Below are 16,471 nucleotides of genomic sequence, written 5' to 3' on the forward strand. Positions count from 1 at the left end.
CTGGTCGCACAGGTTGTGCGTCAGCCGTACGGCTGATGCTCATACCTTCATGCAAGTTGCATTGGTCACCTTGCCCAAATGAACGATCGCGGACCGGGGCAGTGACGGTGTTCGACATGCGAGCCGCACCAGGGCGGCTCGGCGAGGGGAGATGGCGCCAATGTGGGCAAACGTCGGGCCGCGTGTAGCACCGCTGTCACCTTTGGAGCGGGTACGGCTGCGCCGGGTCGCGGTGCGGTACGCGATGCACGGCTGGCCGGTGACGCCCGGTGCCTGCCTGGCACGCAGCCGGTTCGTCTGCGGCCGAGCCGGCTGCCCGACCGTCGGCTGCCATCCCGCGTTGGAGGACTGGGAGCACGCCGCCAGCGCCGATCCCGCCCGGGTGGCCACCTGGTGGCGGTCCCGCCCGCACGGCGTACTGCTGCCCACCGGCCACTCCTTCGACGTGCTGGAGGTGCCCGCCCACCTTGGGCAGCGGGTGCTGGAGGCGGTGCGCACGCATCCCGTCGGTCCGGGCGTACGCGGGCCGGTGCTGGTCACGCCGACGGCCCGCTGGATGTTCCTGGTCCGTCCGGGTGACCCGCTGCGCCCCGAGCTGGAACACTGCCTGCACGTGGTGCGGCACGGCCCCGGTTCGTGGGTCGCCGCGCCGCCCACCCGACTGCCCGAGGGGCAGGTCCGCTGGGCGGTGGCGCCGGAACAGGCCCGCTGGCAACTACCGGATTCCTATCTGGTGCAGACCACCCTGATCGACGCCCTGCGCGATGCCGGGATCGCGCTGGCCCCCGCGCTGGTCCCGGGTCACCTGCCGCTGCCCCGTCGAGCCAGGTGACCCGGGCCAGGTGACCCGGCTGCCGGAAGCGGACCCCGGCGGACAAGGGCCGGTCCGGGTACGGACCGCGCTATCAGGCGTTCGACGGCCGCCGCAGCGCGCCGACGACCTTCCCGCCCAGGGCGTCGAACGACGGCCGCAGACAGGCTTGCCCGCCCACGGGCACCGACCGGTGGTCGCAGACGGGCTTTCCCGCCCACGGACGTCGACCGGCCGCACCGGCGAAGCAGACGGGCTTTCCCGCCCACGGGCACCGAACGGCCGCACCGGCAAACTCGAACCCCGCCGCACCGCCGCACCCGACCTGGGGCGGCGGAGTTTTCTCGCCCTGGCGCAAGTAGCACCAGGAAGAGCGCGTGAGCTCCGACCCCAGCGGGTATTCCGCCGCACCGTTGCTGAACGCGTGAGGGGAAGGCACATGCTCAGCAAAGAGGATCAGCGTAGATTCGAGCAGATCACCCGCCACCTGCGAGAAAGCGATCCGGCGTTCTTCGCCCGGCTCGACCAGCGGGCCCGGCTCCGGCACGGCCGATGGCTGCTGTTGCTGACCATCGTGCTGTGGGCGTCGCTGCCGGCGACCACCGTGCTGTTCGGGCGGCTGGCCGGCGCGGTCTGCGCCATGGTGCTGCTGACCAACGCGGCGCTCATGTGGCGGTTCCGGCGACGCTGGCTGTAACCGCCCGTCCGGTCACCGGTCGAGCTGCTGGTAGGCCCGCCGTAGGCGCTCCAGCAGACCTGGACCGCCGATCGCCGGCGCGGGCGCACCGAGCTGCCGAAGCAGCAGGTCCGGGCGACTCGCCAACGTCGGTGGGCGGTCCGGCAGCGGCACCGGCGACAGCCAGAACCGGTCGACGGCACCGGCGATCGGTGCGTCGGGCAGGTCGGCGAGGGCTCGGACCGCACCGGCCGGCGCGGCCTGCGCCGACCTCGTCCCGGCTCGCGCCATCTGATGCGCCGACCGCGATCCGGCCGGCGTGCCGCTGACCGGCTCGCCGTCGGCGGAGCCCTCGTCGGGGCAGTCGCCTCGGCGCTGGCTGCCGAGACCCTGAGGCCCGCCGGAATCCGACGCGGGTGCACCGGCGCCGCGTAGCTCGCGGAGTCGGTCGAGCAGCTCGGCCCGGCTCCGTCCGCGCCAGTGCAGCAGAGCGAACGGGTCCGCGTCGAACGCTTCGGCGAGCAGGTAGAAGGTGGCCGCGAGGTGCTTGCAGGGCACCGCGAAATCCGGGCACGAGCAGTGCTGCTCCAGCTCCGTCACGGTGGCGGGGAACAGCGGCGCACCGGCGGCCACGAACAGCTCCTCCAACTCCGCCGGCAGGTCACCGGCGAGCAGCCGGGCGCTGAAGAACGCCTGGGCGGCCAGTTGCTTCTCGATGCGGCTCCACAGCCGAGCCGGGAACGGCGACAGGGCGATCCGGACCCGGTACGGCTGGGCCCGCGAGCCCTGCACGAGCGCGCTCACCGCACCGGGAGCGATGTCGATCTGCAGCACCTGGCCGGCGCGGGCGTACGACCGGCCCCGGGTCAGCCGGGTGCCGAGCGCGAACGACTCCAGCACCTCCAGGAACCGGCGGGACCACCAGGACACCCCGATCGCGCCCCGGGCGCTGCGGGCCCGCAACCCGCCGTCGACCCGGCGCGGCGGACCGTAGTCGGCGAACCGCCCCCACTGCGTCGCGTCGTCGCCCGAGGCGGCGCTGGCGTCCTGGGCGGCACGGCCGGTACGCCCGGCGCCAGCGGCACGGCCGGTACGCCCGGCGCCAGCGGCACGGCCGGTACTTCCGGCGCCAGCGGCACCGCCGGTACGCCCGGCGCCGGTCGGGCGGGTCATTCGGCCACCGCCCCGGCCTCCAGGGTGAACAGTTCACGCAGTTGGGCGGTGGAAAGCTCGGTGATCCACTGCTCGCCGGTGCCGACGACCGACGCGGCCAGCCCTCGCTTGTCGGCGATCATCGCAGCGACCTTCTCCTCCACTGTGCCGGCGCAGACGAATTTGCGGACCTGCACCCGGCGACGCTGTCCGATCCGGAACGCCCGGTCGGTGGCCTGGTCCTCCACCGCCGGGTTCCACCACCGGTCGACGTGCACCACGTGGTTGGCGGCGGTCAGGTTCAACCCGGTCCCGCCGGCCTTCAGGGAGAGCACGAACAGGGCGGGTCCGTCGTCGGACTGGAACCGCGCGACCAGGTCGTCGCGGTCGGCCTTGGCGACCCCACCATGCAGGAACAGCACCTCCCGGCCGAACCGGGCCGACAGATGTCCGCGCAGCATCCCGCCGAACTCCGCGTACTGGGTGAACAGCAGGGCCTTCTCCCCCGCAGCGAGGACCTCGTCGAGGATCTCCTCCAGCCGGGCCAGCTTGCCGGAGCGACCGTCGAGCGGGGAGTCGTCGCGCAGCAGCTGCGCGGGATGGTTGCAGACCTGCTTGAGCCGGGTCATGGTGGCCAGCACCAGTCCCCGCCGCTCGATGCCGTCGCTGGCCTCGATCCGCGCCAGCATGTCGTCGACCACCGCGCGGTAGAGCGCCGCCTGCTCGGCGGTGAGGTTGCAGAAGACCTCCATCTCCAGCTTCTCGGGAAGATCGGAGATGATCGACGAGTCGGTCTTGAGTCGGCGCAACACGAACGGCCCGGTGATCCGGCGCAACCGCTGCGCGGTCTCGGCGTCGCCGTGCCGCTCGATCGGCTCGGCGAACCGCTTGCGGAACGTCGCCGCCGGGCCGAGCAGCCCCGGGTTGACGAACTGCATGATGGACCAGAGGTCGGCCAGCCGGTTCTCCACCGGCGTACCGGTCACCGCGATCCGGTGCCGGGCCGGCAGCGCGCGGACCGCCTCGGCCTGCCGGGTGGCGGCGTTCTTGATGGCCTGGGCCTCGTCCAGCACCACCCGGTGCCAGTCGACGCCGGCAAGGTCGGCCGCGTCCCGGGCGGCCACCGAATAGGTGGTGAGGACCAGGTCGGCCGTCTGCACGGCGGTCGCGAAACCCTCGCCCCGTGCCCGCTGCGCGCCGTGGTGCACGTGTACGCGCAACTCCGGAGTGAACCGTGCGGCCTCCCGCTGCCAGTTGCCGACCAGCGACATCGGACAGACCAGCAGGGTCGGCCCCGCCTCCGGCGGGTCGGCGGCGAGCAGGGCCAGCAGCTGCACCGTCTTGCCGAGTCCCATGTCGTCAGCGAGCACCCCGCCCAGGCCGAGCGACTGGAGGAACGCCAGCCAGGCCAGCCCTCGTCGCTGGTACGGCCGCAGCGTGCCGTGGAAGGAGGACGGCTCGGCCAGCGGGTCGAGCCGACGCTCCACGGACCCGGCGAGCAGGTCGCCCAGCGCCCCGTCGGCGGTCACCTCCAGCACCGGCAGGGCGTCTGGCTGTTCGCCGTCGGTCAGCCCCATACGCAGCAGGTCGGCGACGGTCAGCTCGCCGCTGGAACGCAGCAGGCGCAGCCCGGCGGCGAGCCGCTTCGGGTCCAGCTCGACCCAGCGGCCGCGCAGCCGCACCAGCGGGGTCTTCAGCTCCGCCAGCCGGGCCAGTTCGTCCGAGGTCAGGGGCTGGTCCCCGAGCGCCACCTCCCAGCGGTAGTCGACCAGGGCATCCAGTCCGACCCGGTCGCCGGAACCGGTGACGGTGCCGGGCGCGGGACGGGAGCTGGCCCGCAACCGCGCGCCGAGCCGCGCCGAGGGTCGTCGCCACCAGGACGGCAGCAGCACGGTGAAGCCCGCCGCGTGCAGCATCGGCGCCCCCTCGCGCAGGAACCGGTGGGCACCCTCGGTGTCCAGTTCCAGTGCCTCCGGCGTGGCGGTCCGCAGCGCCGCGTCCAGTTCGGGCCAGAGCCGGCTGGCCCGGCCCAGCTCGGCCAGGAGCGTCTCCTGTGGATTGTCGCCGGCGGCGGGCAGGCCCGCGCCGCGCCACACCTCGCTGGCGTCGACGTGCAGGCCCGGCTCGTCGGCCGCGCGCAGGCCGAACTGCACCCGCCAGGTGTCCGGGGTTGCCACAGCGGTGCCGAGGTCGGCGGGGAGCACGGTGAACGGGCCGTCGATCTCCTCGGTCGCGGGCTCGACCAGCCGGAAACTGGCTCGTACCGACCCGCCGGCGGCGTCGCGCTGCCAGGCGTCCAACTCCTGGCGAAGGGTGTGCAGCGCCGCCGGGTCGGCGGTGAACTCGCGGCGGAGCCCGGTCAGCGCGCCCAGCCAGGGCACCAGCGCGCCGGTGTTGCGCACCCCTCGGGCCAGGGTGGCCTCCGGCAGGGCCGCCCGCACCGCCGCGTCGGTGAGCGCGTCGAGCGCGTCGGCGACCAGCAGCCCCGGTGCGTCGGCGGGGCGGGAGGCGCCTCCGGCCGGGCGGCTCCGGTCACGGTGGGACCGGCCGCTCCGGCGAGGGTGGGCGGCATCCGGTGCGCTATCGGCGGTGGGCATCCCGGACAGTTCCGCCTCGACCACGGCGCGGGTGGCCGGTGGCAGGGCCAGCGCCAGCGCCCGGGCCCAGGCGGCGTCGGTCCCGGTGAGCAGCGGCCGCCACACCGCGCTCGCCGGCACGCCGTCCCCGCCCGCCTCGGCGGCACGGCGCGCCGGTCCGGCCGAGACAGCGCGACGCGCCGGTCCGGCCGAGACAGCGCGGCGTGCCGGTACAGCACCGGGCGCCGGTCCGGATCCGGCGGCGGGGTGCGGCGGGTCGGGTGGGTCGGCGAGGCCGGGCAGGACCCGGCCACGGGTGGCCAGGTCGACGGCGAAAGCACCGAGTTCGGCCAAATGCCGCAGGCTCGCGCCGGACGCGACGGTCAGCCCGTCGAGGGCTCGCAGCAGCGGCAACGCGACGTCCGGGGCGTACCCCAGGATGGGCACCCGCCAGCCGGCCAGGGTGACCGGGCCGCGGGCCGACGCCACCTCGGTGGTGCGGACCAGTTCCGGCGAGTCCAGCGGCGAGCCGGCGCGGGTGGGCAGGGTGAGCAACGCCGTACCGAGGTCCGTCGGTTCGGCGGCCCCGGCCAGCGCGGCGACCAGCGTGGCGTGCTCGGCGGCGAACGGGTGCGGACGTTCCCGGGGCGCCCGGCCGGGCCGGCGTGGAGCCTGCGGCGGCCGGGTGCTGTCCTCGGCCCAGACGGCCAGCCCGCGCCCGGCCAACCACATCCCGTGCACGACCAGCACGCGCCCCCCAACCGTAAGGAAGGGCCCCCTTTTAACGCCTGAGGTAGAGGAAGGGCCCCCTGTTAACACTCGGGCCAGGATAGGCGGCGGCGACCGGCTACGGTCGGCGCCATGTGCGACCTGTTGGTGATCGGCGGCCTCGGGGTGGACGTACGGGTACGCGTGCCCGGTCTGCCGCTGCCGGTGGTCGACTCCGTCACCGTCGAACCGATCGACCTGCGGATCGGCAACACCGGTGCCGGTGTGGCGCTCGCCGCGCACGCGCTGGGGCTGCGCGTGGCGGTGGTCGACGCGATCGGCACGGACCCGGCCGGTGATGTGGTCCGGGCGGCGCTGGCCCGCACCGGGATCACCCCCGTGCTGGCCGAGGACCCGGCCGGCACCCGGCGATCGGTGAACCTGGTCGACCCCGCCGGCCGCCGGATGTCGCTGTACGATCCCCGGGCCGGTGGCGGGCCCGCGCCGTTCCCGACCGCGCAACTGGCGGCGCTGTCCCACGACTCGGCCCACGTCCACCTGTCGATCATGGGTTGGGTCCGGGGCCTGCTGCCCGCCCTGCGTGAGGTGCTGGGCGAAGGGGTGGGCACCTCCACCGACCTGCACGACTGGGACGGAGAGAACCCGTACCATCGCCCCTTTGCCGATCTCGCCGAGCTGGTGCTGGTCAGCGGCGCCGCGCTGGGCGACCGGGCGGGCGCGCTGGCCGCCGCGCTGGCGCCGCGGCCCGTGCTGGTGACCCACGGCGCCGACGGCGCTGACCTGCATCTGGGTGGCGAGGTCAGTCGGGTGCCGGCGGCCACGCCACCCGGCCCGGTGATCGACACCAACGGAGCGGGGGACGCGTTCGTCGCCGGGGTCATCGCAGCCCGGTTGCGCGGGGCGACGTGGCGGGAAGCCGCCGGGTACGCCGCCCGGGTAGCCGCGGCGGCCTGCACCCACGACGGCATGGAGTACCCACCGGGGCTCCTCCCTGCGCCCTGACGCCCAGTGCCCGGCGCACCGCCACATCCGCTGCGCGACGGCGGCGGGCGGGGCAGGATGAGCGCATGGCAGGAACGGTTGAGATCCCGCTGGTGGGTGGTTCGGCGGACGGGCAGCTCGTCACCGTCGGGTTGGACCCGAACGGCCGGCCCCCGCTGACTCACCATCGGCCGGGCGCGCAGGGCCTGGCGGAGGCGGAGATCTACGAACTGGAGTCGATCGACACCGAACGGCAGCGGTGGCGCTACTGCTGGCGCGGGCAGGCGGGCTGAATCCGGGGCGGGCCACTGCTGGCACGCTCCCGCACCCGGTCAGGCGCCGACCTCGGCGAGGGAACGACCGCGGAGGCTCTCCAGCACCGCCCCGGTCACCCGCGAGGTGCTCCGGGCCTCCTCGCACACCTGCGCCACCCGCTGCGCGGTGTACTCGGCCCGCTGCTCGCGCTCGTCCCACAGCTGGTCCACCTCGGCCAGCAGCGGACCCTCGACCTCCCGCTCCACGCCTCGCAGCGCCGGCACCCCCAACCGCTGGGCCAGGTCGAAGACCTTTCCGGCGTACGGCAGGGGCAGGAACGGCGTACCCATCATCGCGGCGAAGATCAGGAAGTGCAGCCGCATGCCGACCGCCAGGTCGAAGTGGCTCATCAGCCCCAGCACCTGCTGTGGCGAGTAGGTGCCGTGCAGGATCCGCCCCCGCTCCGCCGCGATCATGTGTGACAGCACGCCGTGCGAGTGCCGGATGTCGTCGCGCTCCATCGGCACGAACAGCACATGGGCGTCGATCCGGTGCACCAGGAAGTCGCCGATCTGGGCCAGCAGCCGGTGATAGCCGTCCACGTCGAGCCGTTCGGCGGCCCGGCCCGGTTCCCGTACGCTCATCCCCACCAGCCGTTTGCCGTCCGGTACGCCCTCCTCGCGCAGCAGATTCGCCGGAAACTCCTCCGGTTGCAGCAGGAACGCCGGGTCGGCGGTGACGGTGATCGGATTGAGCAGGCCGGCCTCCTCCAGCACCATCCGCGACTCCTGGTCGCGTACGGTCACCTCGGTGGCCCCGCCGAGGGTCTCCCGCACCATGCCGGTGTCCACCGCTTCGCTGAGCGGCCCGACGCCGACCGCGTACGTCAGCAACGGCAGGCCGCGCTCCTGCGCGACGCGGACGACCCGCAGGTAACGGCGTGCCTCCTTGTCGTAGAGGATGCCGCCGCCGCCGAGGATGAGCAGATCCAGCTGAGACAGTACGGCGGCGGAGTCGCTGCGACTGACCCCCTCCCACGGCACCGCCTCCACATCCGGGTGTTCCTGCCGGGTGTGCTCCGGGTTGCGGGAGAAGACGATGATCCGGGCGGTCGGCTCCTGCTGCCGCAGGTCGGTCAGCAGTCCGGTGAGGATCGCCTCGTCACCGAGGTTGCGCCCACCGTACGAGCCGAGCACGCCGATGGTCAGTCCGGCACGCGTCATCCGTCGTACCTCCCCAGGTGTGTCCGCCCCGGTGCTTCCCCGCTGCGGCCACGAACACTCCTCCGCCCGGCCGTGCCGGAGCTGTCCCGGCTGGTGTCAAGGGCTGTCCGGAACCGGACGTCCGGGCAGGAATCGGTTGCCGTGGGCCACCGGTGTCGGCACCGTTGACGGTGTGCAGGTGGGTACGAAGAATCGTCTCCGCTGGTGGCAACTGCCCCGGGATGTCCGGTCCGCCGTCGAGAAGATCCTCGGAGACCGGGTGGTGGCGGCCGTGTCGCAGCCGGGCGGCTACTCCCCCGGCACCGCCGACCGGGTCCGCACCGCCGGTGGCCGGCGGGCCTTCGTCAAGGCGGCCAGCCCGGCGCAGAACCCGGACACCCCGGTGATGCATCGCGCCGAGGCACGCATCACCGCCGCGCTGCCGGCGTACGCACCGACTCCTCGGCTGCTCGGCTGCCACGACGACGGTTACTGGGTGGCCCTGGTGCTCACCGATGTCGACGGGCGACACCCGGCCACCCCGTGGCAGGCCGACGAGTTGGCCGCCGTGCTGGCGGCGCTGGAGTCGATGGCCGCGGCGCTGACCCCCGCACCGGTGCCGGACGTACCGACCATCGCCGAGCACCTGGCCGGGGATTTCGCCGGCTGGCGTCGGATCGCCGAGGATCCGCCGCGCGACCTGCATCCGTGGGCCCGGGCGCACCTGGACGATCTCGTCGCGGCGGCGGAGCACGGCCTCGCCGCGCTGGCCGGCGACACCCTCTGCCACGTCGACGTCCGCGCCGACAACCTGCTGGTCGACGCGGCCGGCCGGGTCACCGTGGTCGACTGGCCGTGGGCGTCCCGTGGGCCTGCCTGGCTGGACACCGCGATGCTGCTGGTGGACGTACGCCTGCATGGCGGACACGACACCGAGGCCCTGCTGCGCCGGTTGCCGGTCATCGCGGACGCCGACCCGGACGCGATCACCGGTCTCTACGCCGGTCTGGCCGGCTTCTTCACTGATCGGGCCCGCCGGCCATCGCCGCCGGGCATCCCCACCGTCCGGGCATTCCAGCGAGCCCAGTCCGAGGCGGTGCTCAATTGGCTGGCCGAACGCCTGCCCCTCTGACCCCCGCCCGCGCCCATCCCACTCCGGCGGTCATGGGGTCAGCCGCAGTGGTTGATCTTCAAAGTGCCGCTGACCTGCGAGATTGTCAGGTGGGTGGGGTGGAGGAGTGGGTCAGGAAGGGTAGGACCGCTGCGGGGAGGGCCGGCGAGTCGACGATGTCGTAGTGGGTCAGGCCGGGCAGCACGGCGAGCCGGGCGGCGGGGCGGTCCCGGCCGTCCCAGCCGGCATCCCGGTGCCCGCCGCCCAGCAGGCCGAAGAACTCCACCATGTGCGCCGGGCGCACCGAGTCGGCGTCGGCGTAGACCAGCATGGTGGAGGTGGTCATCGCGGCCACCTCCCGCGACCAGTCGTACTCGCGGCGCAGCAGCTCGCCGGTCTTGGCCCAGAGCCTCGGCCAGTCCTGTGGGCGGGGCGCGAGGCGCTGGTAGAGCTGATGCGACGGGATGCCTCGCATCCGCTCACCGGCCGCCTCGTCGGGCTCCGGCATCCCGGCGAGCACCTCGGGAAACCAGCCCTGCCGGCGGCACGGCGCGGAGACCACCACCAGCCTGCGGAGCAGTTCCCGGTGCTGGATCGCCAGCCGCAGGGCCACCCCGGCGCCGAGGGAGAAGCCCAACACGTCGGCCTCGGCCAGACCGAGGTTGGCGATCAGCGCGGCGATGTCGTCGGCCATCGACTCGTACCGCAACGGCCGGTCGACGTCCGCGGTGCGCCCATGGCCCTGCAGGTCGACGCCGATCACCCGCCGCCGCTCGGCGAGCGCGGGCCGGATCGCGGCGAACGTCTCGACGGCGCCGAACCCGCCGTGCAGCAGCACCAGCGGCCGTCCCGAACCGTGCGTCTCGTACCACAGCCGGACACCGTTGACCTCCGCGTAGCCCACCTTCCCCTCCCGTCCGAGCCGCCCGCCCGTCCACCCCGGTGCTGGCTGGCCCCGGCCTGCCTGTCCTGGGCGGATCGAACGATCTTGCTGTTGACGTGGAAGGGGCCGGCATGGCCGAGCGGCGCCGGAACCCGCTGACGAACCCGACCCCCTGATCCGCATGTGTGTTCCCCGGATATGCGCTTGCGCATGCTGGGGCGTGTGCCCATGTTCGCGGCGGCGTCACGATGGCCGAGGAGGTCTTCTATCGATGAACACTCAGCATCGTTGGGTAGCTTGTGCGCGTGACTGACGAGCAGACCAAGAGCAGCAAGGGTTCGTTCTGGCGGGAGCTGCCGATCCTGCTGACCGTGGCCATCGTCGTGGCGATCCTGGTGCGGCAGTTCGTGGTGCAGAGCTTCTTCATCCCCTCCGGGTCGATGGAGCACACCTTGGAGCGCGACGACCGGGTCCTGGTCAACAAGCTCGTCTACGGCCTCCGGGCACCCGAACGGGGCGAGATCATCGTCTTCAAGAATCCCGAGAGCTGGCCGAGCCTCCCGGACGGAGATGACCTCATCAAGCGGGTGATCGGAGTGCCCGGCGACCGCGTCGTCTGCTGCGACCCGCAGGGCCGGATCCAGGTCAACAGCCACCCACTGGACGAACCGTATGTGTACCCGGGCAACAAGATGGCCCCGGAGAAGTTCGACATCACGGTCCCGAGAGGACGGCTGTGGGTGATGGGCGACCACCGGGAGGCCTCCGGCGACTCGCTGGCCAACTACAACAGCCACGGCCAGAACATCGAGGCAGCCACGATCCCGCTGGACTCCGTGGTCGGGCGAGCCTTCGTACTGTTCTGGCCGTTGCGCCACACCACCTGGCTGACCGTGCCGGAAACCTTCGACCAGGTGCCGTGACACCCGCCGGTCTTCGTCGGACGATCCGCTCACTGCCGCCCGGCGCGCACTTCCGCGTTCAGCAGCAGCGTGCTGCGGTTCCGCTGGCCGCCGGTTCCTTCTCCTGCCCGGCGTCGTTCGGTTCACCGCAGCGGCACGCGCCCTCAGCCGTCTTGGTGAGGGTGTCGGCGTCGGCCTTGACGGTGTAGACCTCCCAGGGCTCGTTGCCGGGGCCGCGCACCCAGACCTTGTCCTGGAGGGCGTAGCAGCACTCGGTGTCGTTCTCCTCCAGGGTGATGAGGCCGGATTCGGTGAGGCGCTTGGTGGCGGCGTCGACGTCGTCGGTGCTGAACACCTCCACGCCCAGGTGGTCCAGCACAGTGGGCTGGTCGGCGTCACCCTCGATGAGCACGAGTTTCAGCGGTGGGTTCTCGACGGCGAAGTTCGCGTACCCGGGGCGACGCTTGGCCGGCTCGACGCCGAACAGCTTCGAGTAGAAGGCGACGGAGCCTTCGAGGTCGGACACGCGCAGGGCGAGTTGGACGCGAGACATGATCTCCTCCGGGCGGTTCGACGGATGTGGTTGGTGAGCCTCGACGCCCTTGCCTAGATGGCTTTCGAAGCAGCGACCCCACTGTTGCACCCTGTTTTGACATCTGTCAACCTAGAGAAATGTCGAAACAAGAGCCGCCGGTGGTGAGCTCCAACGCGGTCGCCTGCTGCTCCCCGATCGCCGTCCGCCCGATGGACGCCGATCAGGCGGCGGCGGTCGCACCGATGTTCAAAGCCCTCGGTGACCCGGTGCGGCTGCGGCTGATGTCGATGATCGCGTCGGTGGCGGAGATCTGCGTCTGTGACCTGACCCCGGCGTTCGACCTGTCCGGGCCGACCATCTCCCACCACCTCAAGGTGTTGCGCGAGGCTGGCCTGGTCCACTCGGAGCGCCGCGGCACCTGGGTGTGGTACAGGGTGAAGCCCGAGGCGTTCCAGCACCTCGGCGCGCTCCTGGAGATCTCCGCTGCCCCGACCGTTGGCGGCACCCGGTGAGGCTGCGGTTCGAGGTGCGTCGGTCCGACTCGCCGTGGGTCGACACCGTGTGGACATGCACGAGCGAGCAGGTCACTGCGATGACGTCCGTCGCGGGGGTGCATTGGGGCCTGGTGTTCTGGGAGCAGGCTGGCCGGGCGTACGCGGGCATCACCGGCCCCGAGACCCGGACCGACACGGTGCCGGTGCCGGAAGGCGCGACCTTTACCGGCATCGAGTTCGCCGTGGGCACCTCGTTACGGGCCGTGCCCACGCCGGTGCTGGTCGACGGCGGCATCAGGCTTCCCGACACCACGCGTCGGACGTTCCGGCTGGACGACGCGCGCTGGGAGACACCCGGCCCCGACGACGCCGAAGCCCTGGTCGACAGTCTCGTCCGGGCCGGAACCGTGGTCCGTGACCCGCTCGTCACCGAGGTGCTGCGGGGTCACCGACCGGACGTCTCGGGGCGTACCGTCGAACGCCGGTTCCGTGCCGCGACCGGACTCACGCAGGGCGCGGTCCGGCAGATCGAGCGGGCCCGCACGGCAGCGGAGCTGCTGGCTGCCGGCGAACCGGCCGCCGACGTCGTCGCCAAGCTCGACTACTTCGACGAGCCGCACCTGGCCCGGGCGCTGCGCTGCTACGTCGGACGCACCGTCAGGCAGTTGCGCGAGGGCGTCGGCGGCGCGATCGCCCTCGACCTGGATCAGCGCTTGACGTCGTAGATCAGCTTCAGGATCCCGTTCGAGTAGCTCTCCGACTCCCGCAGCGTCAGCAGGTGCTTGTCCCGGTCAGCCCGACCGAACAGGCTCTTTCCGGCACCGAGCAGCACGGGAAAGACGAGCAGGTTGTACTGGTCGATCAGGCCCGCATCCGACAGCCGTCGGGCCAGCTCCGCGCTCCCGTGGATGAAAATCGCGCCGCCCTCGCCCTCCTTGAGGGCGGCGACGTCCTCGGTCGAGCGCAGGATCGTCGTCGGCCCCCACCCGTCGACGAGGGCGTCCTCAGACAGCGTGGTCGACACCACGTACTTGGGCAACTCCTTGTAGGCGGCATGGTCCTCCGAACCGGGCCAGACCGGCGCGAACGCTTCGTAGCTGCGGCGGCCGAACATCAGGGCCGTCGTGTCGGCGAGCTCCTCGCCCTTGAGCGACCAGGCTTCCGGGACGAACTCAAGGTCCTTGAACACCCACCCGCCGCTGCGGTGCTCCTCCTGCGGACCGCCGCCGGGCGAGTCCACGACACCGTCGAGCGACATGAAACCGGTGTAGACCAGGTTACGCATCTGCTGTCTCCTCGTGCTCGGACAGGCTGTTGGGTTCACGCTAGATCAGGGCCACGGCGGCAGTCTTGGACGAAAACGACAGCGGCTCTCAGCTCGGCACTCACTGAGGCCGGTGGGCGGGTTGGAACAGTTCGATGAGGTTGCCGGCGGGATCGGTGAGCAGGATTTGGCGCCCACCAGGGCCGGTGATCAGGCCGCTGCGGAATGCTAGCCCGGCGGCGCGCAGTCGGTGGATTTCGGCGTCGAGGTCGTCGACGGTCAGGTGGATTCTGTTACGGCCGACGGTGGTGGCATCGGTGGGGGTGGCACGAGCACCGGAGCTGGCCGGCCCGGACAGCAGCAGTCGCAGCGGGCCGCGTACCACGTCGGCGAAGGCGGGCGCGGCGCTGGTGTTCAGGGTGAAGCCGAGATGGGCGGTGTAGAAGTCGACGGCGGCTTGGACGTCATCAACGAGATAGCGAACGCTGGCGTACTGCTCGGATGCGGTCACGGCTGAGTCTCCTTCATGAGCGGTTGGCGCTGAGGACGGGCAGCAGGTGCCTGATGCGGGTGTCGATGTCGGCTGCGGCGTGGTGGAAGGCGGGGTAGCTGGCCTGGTCGGTGTCGCCGGCAGCGGCGGGGTCGGGAATGCTCCAGTGCGCGCGCCGGGGATGCTCCGGGAAGTCAGGAACGACCTCGCGGGCCCTGTCGCACAGGCTGATCACGTAGTCGAAGCGGCGACCGGCCACCGTCTCGAAGTGCCGGGGGCGTTGGCCGGCGATGTCGATGCCGAAATCGTCGTGGAGGACCCGGACGGCGTTGGGATGAAGGCGGGGCTTGGGGCGGCTGCCAGCGCTGACCGACTCGGCCCGGCCGCCGGTGCGGTGGCGTAGCAGGGCCTCAGCGATCGGCGAACGAGCACTGTTGCCCGTGCACACGAACAGCACGCGGACGCGAGGGGATCGCCCTGGGTCAACGGGAGGTGCACATGGTGCCGGCCCCCTGCGCAGCGCCGGGTGCAGTGCGGCTCCGGCATCGGCCAGTGCGTCCGCGCAGCGGTCCAGGTCCAGGTGGTAGTAGGTGTCGCGGCCGTCGAAGCTGCTGCGGGTGGCGGTGACCAGTCCACCGTCTCGGAGTAGCCGCAGGTGGTAGGAGAGCAGGCTCTGCGGCTCACCCACCCGTGTCACGAGCTCCCGGACCCGGTAGTCGCTCTCCGCGAGCTCGGTCAGCAGCCGCCACCGCAGCGGATGGGCGGCCAAGCGTACGAACGCCGGGGGGATTTGACTCGACGACGCCATGATCGCAGAATACATCAAACCAATTTGATTGAATACTCTGATAGGTGGTCGGTGATGTCCGAGTCGCAGCCCCATCACGAAGAACTGCGGCGGCGGCTGGGGATGTCCGATGCGGTGGTGATCGGGCTCGGGGCGATGATCGGCGCGGGCATCTTCTCCGCTCTGGCTCCGGCAGCGCGGGCGGCCGGTCCCGGCCTCCTGGTCGGCCTCGCACTCGCGGCGGTGGTCGCGTACTGCAACGCCACATCGTCCGCACGGTTGGCCGCGCGTTATCCGGCTTCGGGTGGCACCTACGTCTACGGCCGGCAACGGCTCGGGGACTTCTGGGGCTATCTGGCGGGCTGGGGGTTCGTGGTCGGCAAGATCGCCTCCTGTGCGGCGATCGCGCTCACCGTCGGCCTCTACGTCTGGCCCGACCGGGCGCATGCGGTGGCGGTGGCCGCCGTGGTGGCGTTGACAGCGGTGAACTACGTCGGTATCGAGAAATCCGCCCTGCTGACGCGGGTGATCGTCGCAACTGTCCTGGCGGTGCTGGCCGTGGTGGTGATCGCTACCCTCGGCCTGGGCGAAACGGACATCACTCGGCTGAATGCCGGCGCGGACGCGAGCATCGTCGGAATCCTGCAAGCGGCGGGCCTGTTGTTCTTCGCCTTCGCCGGGTACGCGCGCATCGCCACGCTCGGCGAGGAGGTTCGTGACCCGGCCCGCACGATTCCTCGCGCCATCCCGCTGGCGCTGGGCATCACCCTTGGCGTCTACGGCATCGTGGCCGTCGCGGCGCTGCTGGTGCTCGGGCCACAACAGCTGGCGGCCGCGGCGGCACCACTGTCCGACGCCGTCGACGCCGCAGGCGTGCAATGGCTTGCGCCGCTGGTACGCGCCGGTGCCGCCATGGCCGCGCTGGGCTCTCTGCTGGCGCTCGTCCTCGGCGTGTCGCGCACCGCCCTGGCCATGGCCCGCGACCGGCACCTGCCCCACGCCTTGGCGGCCGTGCACCCTCGGTTCAAGGTGCCCCACCGTGCCGAACTGCTGGTCGGAGCCGTGGTCGCGGTGTTGGCGCTGACCACTGACCTACAGTCGGCCATCGGCTTCTCCTCCTTCGGCGTCCTCGCGTACTACGCCATCGCGAACGCCTCGGCCTGGACCCTCACGCGGGCGGAGAACCCCCCACCCCGGATCATCCCCATCGTCGGGCTGGCCGGCTGCCTGACGCTCGCCTTCGCCCTGCCGATCTCCTCAGTGGTCTCCGGCGCCGCGGTCCTGGCTGCCGGCGCTGCCGCCTACGGCATCCGCCGCCTGATCACCACACGGTGAGTCACCGCCCGGAGAACTGATCTCCAGGCCGTCGTTCGTACTGGTGGGCGCGGCACGGCAGGTTCAGTTCGCGGCGAGGCAACGCGATGAGGCGGGCCGACGCGGACGAGCATTGCCGGCCCTGGTGGCGGCGCCTACGCGGGTCCCGGTGGTGGGCTTCACGGTACGCCGGGTTACTGGATGACGGCGATCAGCTTGTCGCGGACGGGTGGGCCATTCGGAGTCGATGACGCTGTAGAAGACACTGTCGCGGTATCGACCGGTACTGAGTGAGTCCGGCAGTAGGGG

17 protein-coding genes are annotated in these 16,471 nt (G+C 72.0%); 9 read left to right on the top strand and 8 right to left on the bottom strand.

Annotated elements, in window-relative coordinates:
- The first annotated feature begins 160 nt into the window (after window positions 1-160).
- Together Vqi01_RS03510 and Vqi01_RS03515 are read left to right on the top strand one after the other, a co-directional pair.
- The gene (locus Vqi01_RS03510) at window positions 161-832 is read left to right on the top strand and encodes a bifunctional DNA primase/polymerase (RefSeq protein ID WP_204032917.1); all 672 of its coding nucleotides are present in this window, start codon (window positions 161-163) and stop codon (window positions 830-832) included.
- A gap of 418 nt (window positions 833-1,250) precedes the next feature.
- On the top strand, window positions 1,251-1,508 hold the full coding sequence (locus Vqi01_RS03515; RefSeq protein WP_204032919.1) for a DUF3040 domain-containing protein: 258 nt from the start codon (window positions 1,251-1,253) through the stop codon (window positions 1,506-1,508).
- Window positions 1,509-1,520: 12 nt separating this feature from the next.
- Here the strand turns inward: Vqi01_RS03515 and Vqi01_RS03520 are convergent, their stop codons facing one another.
- Window positions 1,521-2,660 carry an SWIM zinc finger family protein gene (locus tag Vqi01_RS03520; RefSeq protein WP_204032920.1) on the bottom strand — a complete coding sequence of 380 codons (1,140 nt, stop codon included), beginning with the start codon at window positions 2,658-2,660 and terminating at the stop codon, window positions 1,521-1,523.
- Window positions 2,657-5,965: a DEAD/DEAH box helicase gene (locus Vqi01_RS03525; RefSeq protein ID WP_204032922.1), complete on the bottom strand. Its 3,309-nt coding sequence runs from the start codon at window positions 5,963-5,965 to the stop codon at window positions 2,657-2,659. The genes Vqi01_RS03520 and Vqi01_RS03525 overlap by 4 nt, the downstream gene beginning before the upstream one ends.
- A 111-nt stretch (window positions 5,966-6,076) precedes the next feature.
- Here Vqi01_RS03525 and Vqi01_RS03530 point away from each other — a divergent pair, with 111 nt between their 5' ends.
- Both Vqi01_RS03530 and Vqi01_RS03535 read left to right on the top strand, forming a co-directional pair.
- The gene (locus tag Vqi01_RS03530) at window positions 6,077-6,946 is read left to right on the top strand and encodes a carbohydrate kinase family protein (RefSeq protein ID WP_204032924.1); all 870 of its coding nucleotides are present in this window, start codon (window positions 6,077-6,079) and stop codon (window positions 6,944-6,946) included.
- Window positions 6,947-7,011: 65 nt separating this feature from the next.
- Window positions 7,012-7,218, top strand: coding sequence for a DUF8847 domain-containing protein (locus tag Vqi01_RS03535; protein WP_204032925.1), 207 nt, complete (start codon window positions 7,012-7,014; stop codon window positions 7,216-7,218).
- A 39-nt stretch (window positions 7,219-7,257) separates the two neighbouring features.
- On the opposite strand, the gene Vqi01_RS03540 is transcribed toward Vqi01_RS03535, so the two are convergent.
- Complete coding sequence (locus tag Vqi01_RS03540; RefSeq protein WP_204032927.1) at window positions 7,258-8,403, bottom strand: polysaccharide pyruvyl transferase family protein; 1,146 nt, start codon at window positions 8,401-8,403, stop codon at window positions 7,258-7,260.
- Between the two features lie 172 nt (window positions 8,404-8,575).
- On the opposite strand from Vqi01_RS03540, the gene Vqi01_RS03545 reads away from it, so the two are divergent.
- The gene (locus Vqi01_RS03545) at window positions 8,576-9,514 is read left to right on the top strand and encodes a phosphotransferase (protein ID WP_204032929.1); all 939 of its coding nucleotides are present in this window, start codon (window positions 8,576-8,578) and stop codon (window positions 9,512-9,514) included.
- Window positions 9,515-9,599: 85 nt separating this feature from the next.
- Here Vqi01_RS03545 and Vqi01_RS03550 read toward each other — a convergent pair whose 3' ends face one another.
- Window positions 9,600-10,397 (bottom strand): alpha/beta fold hydrolase, encoded by a 798-nt coding sequence (locus Vqi01_RS03550; RefSeq protein ID WP_204032931.1) that lies wholly within the window; start codon window positions 10,395-10,397, stop codon window positions 9,600-9,602.
- A gap of 284 nt (window positions 10,398-10,681) precedes the next feature.
- Between Vqi01_RS03550 and lepB the strand changes: the two genes are divergently transcribed.
- Complete coding sequence (lepB, locus tag Vqi01_RS03555; RefSeq protein WP_204032932.1) at window positions 10,682-11,299, top strand: signal peptidase I; 618 nt, start codon at window positions 10,682-10,684, stop codon at window positions 11,297-11,299.
- A 58-nt stretch (window positions 11,300-11,357) separates the two neighbouring features.
- On the opposite strand, the gene Vqi01_RS03560 is transcribed toward lepB, so the two are convergent.
- Window positions 11,358-11,831, bottom strand: coding sequence for an ArsI/CadI family heavy metal resistance metalloenzyme (locus Vqi01_RS03560; protein ID WP_204032934.1), 474 nt, complete (start codon window positions 11,829-11,831; stop codon window positions 11,358-11,360).
- Between the two features lie 119 nt (window positions 11,832-11,950).
- Between Vqi01_RS03560 and Vqi01_RS03565 the strand changes: the two genes are divergently transcribed.
- Both Vqi01_RS03565 and Vqi01_RS03570 read left to right on the top strand, forming a co-directional pair.
- A complete protein-coding gene (locus Vqi01_RS03565; protein WP_204032936.1) occupies window positions 11,951-12,325 on the top strand; it encodes an ArsR/SmtB family transcription factor in 375 nt (124 codons plus the stop codon).
- A complete protein-coding gene (locus Vqi01_RS03570; RefSeq protein ID WP_204032937.1) occupies window positions 12,322-13,032 on the top strand; it encodes a helix-turn-helix domain-containing protein in 711 nt (236 codons plus the stop codon). The genes Vqi01_RS03565 and Vqi01_RS03570 overlap by 4 nt, the downstream gene beginning before the upstream one ends.
- Here Vqi01_RS03570 and Vqi01_RS03575 read toward each other — a convergent pair.
- From Vqi01_RS03575 to Vqi01_RS03585, 3 genes are all read right to left on the bottom strand, one after another.
- Window positions 13,014-13,592, bottom strand: coding sequence for a dihydrofolate reductase family protein (locus tag Vqi01_RS03575; protein WP_204032939.1), 579 nt, complete (start codon window positions 13,590-13,592; stop codon window positions 13,014-13,016). The two genes, Vqi01_RS03570 and Vqi01_RS03575, sit on opposite strands and share 19 nt — an antisense overlap.
- Before the next feature lie 100 nt (window positions 13,593-13,692).
- Complete coding sequence (locus Vqi01_RS03580) at window positions 13,693-14,082, bottom strand: VOC family protein (protein WP_204032940.1); 390 nt, start codon at window positions 14,080-14,082, stop codon at window positions 13,693-13,695.
- Window positions 14,083-14,095: 13 nt separating this feature from the next.
- Window positions 14,096-14,869: an arsenate reductase/protein-tyrosine-phosphatase family protein gene (locus Vqi01_RS03585; protein WP_204032941.1), complete on the bottom strand. Its 774-nt coding sequence runs from the start codon at window positions 14,867-14,869 to the stop codon at window positions 14,096-14,098.
- A 54-nt stretch (window positions 14,870-14,923) separates the two neighbouring features.
- Here Vqi01_RS03585 and Vqi01_RS03590 point away from each other — a divergent pair, with 54 nt between their 5' ends.
- Window positions 14,924-16,183, top strand: a complete 1,260-nt coding sequence (locus Vqi01_RS03590; RefSeq protein ID WP_204032942.1) for an APC family permease — start codon at window positions 14,924-14,926, stop codon at window positions 16,181-16,183.
- Window positions 16,184-16,471: the final 288 nt, after the last annotated feature.

The sequence above is a fragment of the Micromonospora qiuiae genome (genome assembly GCF_016863555.1).
GTDB classification, from domain to species: Bacteria; Actinomycetota; Actinomycetes; order Mycobacteriales; family Micromonosporaceae; genus Micromonospora; species Micromonospora qiuiae.